Annotated in this window: 8 protein-coding genes and 2 pseudogenes; 1 reads left to right on the plus strand and 9 read right to left on the minus strand. The window is 34.9% G+C overall.

What is annotated here, in order from left to right; translation table 11 throughout:
• Positions 1-72: 72 nt before the first annotated feature.
• Both B2S90_RS10965 and dusB read right to left on the minus strand, forming a co-directional pair.
• A pseudogene (locus B2S90_RS10965) lies at positions 73-185 on the minus strand (IS607 family transposase); the annotation flags it as partial.
• A 911-nt stretch (positions 186-1,096) separates the two neighbouring features.
• Positions 1,097-2,074: a tRNA dihydrouridine synthase DusB gene (gene dusB, locus B2S90_RS00085; RefSeq protein WP_022425755.1), complete on the minus strand. Its 978-nt coding sequence runs from the start codon at positions 2,072-2,074 to the stop codon at positions 1,097-1,099.
• A gap of 201 nt (positions 2,075-2,275) precedes the next feature.
• Between dusB and B2S90_RS10845 the strand changes: the two genes are divergently transcribed.
• On the plus strand, positions 2,276-2,380 hold the full coding sequence (locus B2S90_RS10845) for a 4Fe-4S binding protein (RefSeq protein ID WP_202980024.1): 105 nt from the start codon (positions 2,276-2,278) through the stop codon (positions 2,378-2,380).
• A 181-nt stretch (positions 2,381-2,561) separates the two neighbouring features.
• On the opposite strand, the gene hslO is transcribed toward B2S90_RS10845, so the two are convergent.
• From hslO to B2S90_RS00120, 7 genes and pseudogenes are all read right to left on the minus strand, one after another.
• A complete protein-coding gene (gene hslO, locus B2S90_RS00090) occupies positions 2,562-3,434 on the minus strand; it encodes an Hsp33 family molecular chaperone HslO (RefSeq protein ID WP_055233332.1) in 873 nt (290 codons plus the stop codon).
• A 135-nt stretch (positions 3,435-3,569) separates the two neighbouring features.
• A complete protein-coding gene (ftsH, locus tag B2S90_RS00095) occupies positions 3,570-5,528 on the minus strand; it encodes an ATP-dependent zinc metalloprotease FtsH (protein ID WP_278861047.1) in 1,959 nt (652 codons plus the stop codon).
• A gap of 7 nt (positions 5,529-5,535) precedes the next feature.
• On the minus strand, positions 5,536-6,066 hold the full coding sequence (hpt, locus tag B2S90_RS00100; protein WP_055233330.1) for a hypoxanthine phosphoribosyltransferase: 531 nt from the start codon (positions 6,064-6,066) through the stop codon (positions 5,536-5,538).
• Positions 6,067-6,094: 28 nt separating this feature from the next.
• Complete coding sequence (gene tilS, locus B2S90_RS00105) at positions 6,095-7,312, minus strand: tRNA lysidine(34) synthetase TilS (RefSeq protein WP_286696355.1); 1,218 nt, start codon at positions 7,310-7,312, stop codon at positions 6,095-6,097.
• 39 nt (positions 7,313-7,351) lie between these two features.
• On the minus strand, positions 7,352-7,924 hold the full coding sequence (locus B2S90_RS00110) for an HdeD family acid-resistance protein (protein WP_278861050.1): 573 nt from the start codon (positions 7,922-7,924) through the stop codon (positions 7,352-7,354).
• A gap of 18 nt (positions 7,925-7,942) precedes the next feature.
• Complete coding sequence (locus B2S90_RS00115) at positions 7,943-8,470, minus strand: GNAT family N-acetyltransferase (RefSeq protein ID WP_055233328.1); 528 nt, start codon at positions 8,468-8,470, stop codon at positions 7,943-7,945.
• A pseudogene (locus B2S90_RS00120) lies at positions 8,457-8,705 on the minus strand (protein-(glutamine-N5) methyltransferase, release factor-specific); the annotation flags it as partial. The gene B2S90_RS00115 and the pseudogene B2S90_RS00120, both read right to left, overlap by 14 nt.

Consider the following 8,705-nt stretch of genomic DNA (forward strand, 5'->3'; position numbering starts at 1 on the left):
AGCAATTCTCTCATCCCTTTCTATCTGTTTTTTATACTTACGAAGCCCATACAGCCAGTAGGAGTTCTTCATGTTTACTAGCACTATGGTTGTATTAAACTTCTTACAGTACCCTTTTCAAACCAGTCATAACCCAATCTGATAAATCTATCTTTATTGGTTACTATTACAGTTTTTGAATACCCATAATCTACAGGTAACGATTTAAGAAAAATGTGGAGCAGAAATATACATTATATATTCCAGTAATATTATCATTGATTCCTTTATTTTCGTTAAAGAAAAGGAAATTACCTAATAAAATCTTGTGGTTCTGAAAAATAGTGTCTGAAAGCAGTGAATGCTGCTTATGGTATGAGCTGCATTCAAGGATATATGAAGTACTAGTCTTTCCTACACGCTTGACTAGGTAATACTTATGACATCCGCAGCAGTCACTTGAATTGCCACCATGTCATTTCATGGATTTGAAGAATTCAATACAGTTATCAATATTGTTGAAATAGTTCTGGGTTAACTAATAAAGAGATTCTTTCTTAGTCCTTAATACTTTGTTTGACATGTTGTTATAGCTCCATCTGATTTCTAATCTAATTATAGAGCAAATAGAAAATCCATGTACTATGTTCAGCTTCAAGAACGCCTTTTAATAGGTGTTTATGAAATTTATTTTTCACCAACCTATGGTTTGTGGATATTCAAATTGTGGTTTTGATTTTATGTTCCATTACTTCATCTAATAAATCGTTACACGGTTTCCATAACCTTCAATACACTGTTCTACAATAATTCCCTTCACTTTACTAAATCTTAAAAATACATCGTGATTTAGTAAATACTGATCATAAGTGCGATAACGCTTATTAGTTGGAATTCGGTTTGCCTATAAAGTTTCTTCTCTATCCCAACGTTACAATGTCTTAACAGATACGCTTAGAAGTTCAGCAAAGTTTTTTGGTTTATAAATTGTGGTATTTGATATGTTCATTTTAATGCTCTCCTTTGAGAGAGATCTGAACACATTTAATCACAATAGTCAATATATTTAGTTACTTATATTCTCCTCTATTCTATTATAAAACAAAAAAGAAGATGATTACTCACCTTCTAGTTCTTTCTCAAAATCTTTTAGAATTGTTTCTAATTCTTCTAATGTATTCATCTGTGTTAAATGATTCTTAATCTTTGCAGAACCTCTTAACCCTTTGACATACCAAGGTGCTTGTCCACGCATCTGTCTAATCGCATTCTTTTCACCTTCTGTTTTCACTAAACGATGGGCATGATCAATACATAACTGGATACGTGCATGATAGTCTGGTTCTTCTTCTAAAATACCCTCTTCTAGATATTTCACCATTCTACGAATCACAAATGGATTACCTAAAGCACCTCTACCAACCATGACAGCATCACAACCTGTTTCTTCCATCATTCTTTTCGCATCTTCAGGTGTTCTGACATCACCATTCCCAATAACTGGAATACTGACTGCTTCTTTTACTTTTTTAATCCATGACCAATCTGCATGGCCTTCATACATCTGTGAACGTGTACGACCATGAATAGCGACTGCACTCGCACCTGCTTTTTCCATTAATTGTGCCATTTCTACACAGTTAATATGCTTCATGTCATAACCAATACGCATCTTAACAGTCACTGGTACATTCACTGCTTCTACGACAGCCTTCACAATATCATATGCAAGTTCTGGATACTGCATTAAATAACTACCTGCATGAGCCTTTAATACCTTATTTACAGGACATCCCATATTAATATCAATAATATCACAATCAGAATGTTCCTCTACAAACTTGGCAGCTTTGACCATAGTCTCTACTTCACCACCAAAAATCTGCATACTCATAGGGTGTTCATCTTCGCCTACTGCAAGCATATCAATTGTCTTTTGATTTCCATAACATAATGCTTTATCACTGACCATTTCAGATACCACAAGTCCTGCACCAAACTCTTTTACAAGTCTACGATAAGCGACATTTGTGATACCTGCCATAGGAGCCATGATAATAGGATGTTTTATTTCTACGTTTCCAATTTTCAACATTTTTTAATCACCATCACAAAATATACCATATTCCTGACACAATACAAAGATAAATTATGTTTATACTATGAGTTGTGAAAGGAAGTTCCCGATCCTTTCAATAATATATATATCGTTTTCATTTCCCTTCCCTATTTTACTAATAGGACATAAGGAGCAGGTGTTCCCTTCCTGCTCCTTTTTGTATGTTTTAAATGTCCAATGAATGTAGAAGTCAACAATGAATCACGTAGACGTAAAAACGGTACTGATTGCATTCTCTGTTCTGAATGCACAAAAGAATGTCCAGTCAAAGCACTCCATTAATGCAGCACATATTTCTCCATAATATATAGATATTTATTATAAATTTATCTTCTATACTAGTTATTAAAAAGAGGAACTGTCATACAATTCTAAAAAGATCAATTATTCAATTCTATTCCCTTCCATGATATCTGTTAACTGATCTTTGTATAATACCAGACAGTGTAAAAAAAACGCCATTTTACTGGCGTTTTTTAAGTATTTCCTTTAATTCATCTTCACTGAACTGATAATGGGTATTACAGAACTGACATGTAATCTCACAGCCATGATCCTCATTAATCATGTCTTCTAGATCTTTTGTATGAAGTGTAGCTAAGGCTTCTCCCATCTTTTCTTTACTACAATCACATTCAAATGATAAATCCTGTGTATCTAGGATTTCAACATCTTCAAAGATCATCTTTAAGATTTCTTCTGGAGTATGTCCTTCATCTAATAACTGTGATACTGGTGGTGTATTCTTGATCTTATCTTCAATATACGCAATATCTTCTTCAGTTGCTTCTGGTAATAACTGAATAATATAACCACCTGCACTTCTTACAGTATTGTCTTCTTCTACAAGAACACCTACTGCAACAACTGATGGTACCTGTTCTGATAACATGAAGTAATAAGAGAAATCGTCACCAATTTCACCAGTCTGTAATGGAGAACTAGATGTAATAGGTTCCTTTAATCCCATATCACGAGTAACCTGGATTGTACCCTGATTACCTACACATAAGCCTACTGCAAGCTTACCTGTATCATTGTATGTATAGTGAACTTCTGGATTAGATACAAATCCTTTGATCTTACCATCAGAATTTGTTGTACAAAGCATTGTACCGATTGGTCCACCACCATTGATGACTACTGTCATCTTTTCTTTATTCTTATTCATAGCACCCATCATTAAAGTGACTGCCATCATACGTCCAAGTGCAGCACTTGCACAAGGCCATAAGTTATGATTCTGCTGTGCAACATTTGTAAGGTTAGTTGTTGTACAGGCAAAAACACGACAGTTCTTTGAATTAACGAGTCCACGTACTAAATAATCTTTCATTTATCTCATCTCCCTATCGCAAAATAGCTTACTAGAGGCAAAATCATACTAATAACAATAATACCTACTAATAGTCTTACCATAAATCTACGCTGCATTTTATTACCCTCCTAAATGAAAATAAGCGCAAAGCGCTTATTTCATTTCATCTAGTAAATCATCTTCTGGATCAGCCTTAGGTGATTCAGGAGTGTTATTGTTGTCATCATGAGTGTCAACATGTTCTTCTGTTCCATCATATGTTTCTGGCATTTTACCAGTGTTATATAAAGACTGAATCTGTTCATGATTCAATGTTTCATGTTCAAGCAATGCATTCGCAATAATATCCATTTTATCTTTATTATTGTTGATGATTTCAGTTGCCTGAGCATGCGCTGTCTCGATGATCTTACGTACTTGCTGGTCAATCTCGAATGCAATCTGACCAGAATGTGTATTACTTAACTGTGAATAATCACGACCTAAGAATACGGCATTATCACCACTATCATACTTGATTGGGCCTAGTTCACTCATACCAAGTTCTGTAACCATCATACGAGCAATACGTGTAGCCTGTTCAATATCGTTATGAGCACCTGATGATACATCACCAAAGAAGATTTCTTCAGCAGTACGGCCACCCATATAACCTGTAATAGTTGCAAGTAACTGTTTCTTAGTTGAGAAGTAAGTTTCTTCTCTAGGAGTCATCAAGTTGTATCCACCTGCATCACCACGTGGTACAATTGTGACCTTCTGCACCTGGTTGGCATCTTCTAATGTCAAACCAATAATCGCATGTCCAGTTTCATGATAAGCAACAAGCTTTCTTTCATGTTCAGTATATTTTCTAGACTTCTTAGCTGGACCACCAATAACTCTATCAATTGCTTCATCAACATCACTTAATGTGATCATCTGATGACCGCTTCTTACTGCAAGTAATGCCGCTTCATTTAATACGTTCGCAAGTTCTGCACCTGAGAATCCAGGAGTACGCTGAGCGATGTTATCAAAATCAACATCTGGCGCAAAATGCTTATTTCTTGCATGAACCTTCAAGATCTGAGATCTTGCACGCTTATCAGGGTTAGATACTCTGATCTGTCTATCAAAACGACCTGGACGTAATAATGCAGGATCAAGTACGTCTGCACGGTTAGTGGCTGCAAGGATAATAACACCTTCGTTGCCTTCAAAACCATCCATTTCAACAAGTAACTGGTTTAATGTCTGTTCACGTTCATCGTGTCCACCACCAACACCAGTACCTCTCTGACGACCTACAGCATCAATTTCATCAATAAAGATGATACAAGGGGCATTTTCTTTAGCCTTCTTAAACATATCTCTTACACGGCCAGCACCAACACCAACGAACATTTCTACGAATTCTGAACCAGAAATAGAATAGAATGGAACGTTTGCTTCACCTGCAACAGCACGTGCTAATAATGTTTTACCTGTACCTGGAGGACCTACTAATAGAACACCTCTAGGAATTTTAGCACCCATTTCAGTAAACTTCTTAGGGTTCTTTAAAAATGATACAAGTTCTGTTAATTCTTCTTTTTCTTCATCAGCACCTGCAACATCTGTAAAACGAGTCTTAGAGTTTCTTTCTAGCTTTGCGCGTGAATTACCAAATTCAAAGGCTTTGTTGTTGCCTCCTCCAGCGCCACCAAAACTCTTAAATACCCATACCATACCACCAAGTAATAATACATATGGAAAGATTGTTCCAATAACATTCCAAATCATATTATCACTGTTTGCATCAGTAACCTTCACTTTTACATTCTTGTCTTCAAGAATCTGTGTTAATGAATCTAATTCTTTGTCTGTCTTAGGAACGATAGTTGTAAAGTTCACTTTATCGCCCTTAGAGTTCTTCTTGTAGCTACCTTCGACCTTGGTTACAAAACTATTAGGTGTAATAGTTATGTTAGTTACTTTTTCGTCTTTTAATACTGTCATGAATTGTGAATAAGTCAATTCCTTACTACCGCCATTATTCATTAAGAATGGGAATAATGAGCTTAACAACAATAATACGACGATCCAAGGAAGAATAGCTTTAAATAATGTTTTGTTATTCTTCTTCATCATAAACTCCTTACTGGTAACATTCTTCTTTTAAGATACCAATATATGGTAAGTTTCTAAATCTCTGATCGAAATCAAGACCATAACCAACCACGAATAATTCTGGTACAGGGAAACCAACATACTTAGCCTGTACAGGATACTTTCTTGCTTCCTGTTTATCAAGCATAGTAATGATTTCGCAAGATGCTGTACCACGATCTTTCAACATATGTGTAACAGTATCTAATGTTTTACCTGTATCAAGGATGTCTTCTACGATAAGTACATCCATACCTTTGACGTCAATATCAACATCTTTCTTAATATGAATAGTTCCAGATTCAGTTCCTTTATAACTGCTGACTGACATATAATCAAAATATACATCGCCCTCAATATATTTAGAAAGTTCTGCTAGGAATGGAATAGACCCCTTTAAAAGCCCAATAAGAAGAAGCTTCTTACCTTCATAATCTTTTGAGATCTGTGCGCCTAATTCTTTACAGCGTTCAGTAATCTGTTCCTGTGTAAATAATATTTCTTTTATGTCCTTATGCATTGAACCGTACCTCCTAGTATAGTCGTTGTTATTTTATCACAAACAAATCTGGATTGATAGACAAATACTTCTTGTTTTTCGCAATTCCAGGAACCAAAAGAATATTTCCCTTACAGTCTAATACAATTGGCCAATAATGTCGTAATGGTGAGGGTATTTTCGCATTAATAAAGAGTCTAGAGACCTTTTTAGTGCCCCCTGCTGTTTCCATACGATCTCCTGGTCTTATGTTTCGAATGGTCAATGGAAAGTCTTCATCTTTGACAGGGATACCATCATTCATTTCTCCTTGTGTTCGAATCTTGAAATAAGGACAGTCGAAGTCCTGTCTATAATCTATTCTATACGTATAATCTAATTGTTTTATAGATTTACGAATGTATACATTATTATATTCTTTTATGAACTCCTCATTAACACCAATAGGCATTTGAATGTTTGGTTTAGAGGAATGAATCTGATGGATGATCTCATCAATGAGATGATGAGAAATCTTAGAGACTTCAATATGCTTCTTTAATAAGGCATAAAGAACATCGGGAAGAAGGTCTTCTGGTACTAATGTATAATCAAGTGGTTCAGTAAGATATTTACTTACTTTTTCTTTCTTTAATGCCTGCTTTTGATTGTATTCTTCTGCTTTTTTTAAGAGTTCTTCTTTTTGTGAATTGGTATACTGATTCAAGATCGTATTACGAATGCGGTCTCTAGTAAACTCTGTCTGGAAATTCGTATAGTCATCATGAAAAGCGATATAATGATAATGACAATAATCTCGCAGGTTCTGTTTAGTCACATGAAGTAATGGACGAATAATAGTCATACCTAAGCGTTCAGAGACCTCCTGAATACCAAGATATTCAGGATAAGACTGACGTTCTAGATGCATATAGATTGTTTCAATGGCATCATCCTTCTGATGACCAAGACATAACGCATCACATTGTTCCTTCTTATATACTTCTTGATAAAAAGCGTAACGCATATCTCTTGCGACAGTCTGGAAGTTTCCTTTCACATAATCATCTGGTGTAAATTCCTTATAGTAAAAAGGAATATTATGTGCTTTACAGTAATCATGAACAACCTTGTAATCTTCTTCTGTATCATTTCGAAGATTATAATTTACATGAGCGACACAGATTGAATATTCATGCATCATATCAAGAAGCGCCATAGAATCAGGACCACCTGATACACCTAGGAGATATTTCTTTTTTTTGTCTAATAATGATGTATTCAGCATGTTTTCTCCTTTATCAAAAAAGTACCGTGATGGTACTTTTTAATTAATATATGATCTAGACATTTTAGAATGATTGAGCTTATATAAGACATAGATTGTCTGAATAAGACTCAATACTTCAGTAACTAATAATACAATACCTTCAGCCATAGTTAATCCAATCGCCATATCGATAGGATGTACAATAATAAATACGCCTAATACGACACAAAATACAGCACATAAGAAGATCCAGAACCAGTTGAATTCAATGATCTGCTGCAACTGGAATGAAAGCTGTAAATTTAATAAACCTTTGATGACAACCCATAATCCAATGACCATTGCAAGTGCACTAATGAATGCATCCGCATTGAATGCAACAAAAACGCCTGCCAGTAATGCAAGAATACCTTCTAATAAATCATTAGAAAAGATACGCATTTCATGAGTTAACGTAAAGTAAGTCACAAAATGAATCAAACCATCCACAAATAATGCGCCTGAAATGACATAAACAACAATATCCAACATTGTCTTTGGGAAAACAATCAATAATACTGAAGCAACAATCATAATCACTGATGCGACGATAGATGCTTTACTATACTTCTTAATATATTCTTTAATCATAGTTCCACCTCGTATCTGTTATTGTAGCACAAAATATATATTTTGTAAGTTACTGAGGTCAAAAACATAACCTTCATCCCCATAGAAGAAAGACTCATCAAACTTCTTAAAACCTATCTTCTTTAATAGGTGTCTTGATTTTTCATTCTGTTTATAAATATAAGCAATACATTTAAAGAAACCATGTTCTTCATGCATATAGCTTAAGAGTCCAAGTACGGCTTCAGTTCCAAAACCATTATTCCAGAAAACATCATCTAGGGTATAACCAATAGAGAATGTATGAGGTGCCATAATCTCTACATGTAAATCACCAATAAGATGCTGGCTCCCTTTGGTTGTAATACCAAACTGCATAGACCCCTTTTTATGATCTATCACTGTCTCTTTACACTTCTTGATGAGTTTCACTGCATCTCTTCTTGTATATCTATTCCAAGACTGATACTTAGAAACAGTCTTCTTACTGCGATATTCTACAAGTCGATCAATATCATCTTCATCAAGTGTTCTAATTGTGAGACGGTCTGTTTCAAATATTTTCATAGTTATGATAGATGAACAACATTCTATCCTTTCCGTTCATATCCTTGATGACTTCAAATGTATCATTCGGGAAATAGAGAGGAACAAGTTGTTTCATTCTTTCTCCTTGATTATATCCAATTTCAAATGCAAGAATCGCCTTCTCCTTTAATACAGAAGGAGCTTCTTTAAATATCTTTTCATAACATGCATAGCCATGATCATCCGCAAATAAAGCCAGATGTGGTTCATGATC

The organism is Catenibacterium sp. UBA627, assembly GCF_002299355.1.
GTDB classification, from domain to species: Bacteria; Bacillota_I; Bacilli_A; order Erysipelotrichales; family Coprobacillaceae; genus Catenibacterium; species Catenibacterium mitsuoka.

Excerpts from the sequence above, each read along its gene's own strand:
- hslO (WP_055233332.1), bottom strand. The coding sequence starts at position 3,434 with ATGAAAGATTATTTAGTACGTGGACTCGTTAATTCAAAGAACTGTCGT.
- hpt (WP_055233330.1), bottom strand. The coding sequence starts at position 6,066 with ATGCATAAGGACATAAAAGAAATATTATTTACACAGGAACAGATTACT.
- ftsH (WP_278861047.1), bottom strand. The coding sequence starts at position 5,528 with ATGATGAAGAAGAATAACAAAACATTATTTAAAGCTATTCTTCCTTGG.
- dusB (WP_022425755.1), bottom strand. The coding sequence starts at position 2,074 with ATGTTGAAAATTGGAAACGTAGAAATAAAACATCCTATTATCATGGCT.
- B2S90_RS00110 (WP_278861050.1), bottom strand. The coding sequence starts at position 7,924 with ATGATTAAAGAATATATTAAGAAGTATAGTAAAGCATCTATCGTCGCA.
- tilS (WP_286696355.1), bottom strand. The coding sequence starts at position 7,312 with ATGCTGAATACATCATTATTAGACAAAAAAAAGAAATATCTCCTAGGT.
- B2S90_RS10845 (WP_202980024.1), top strand. The coding sequence starts at position 2,276 with ATGAATGTAGAAGTCAACAATGAATCACGTAGACGTAAAAACGGTACT.
- B2S90_RS00115 (WP_055233328.1), bottom strand. The coding sequence starts at position 8,470 with ATGAAAATATTTGAAACAGACCGTCTCACAATTAGAACACTTGATGAA.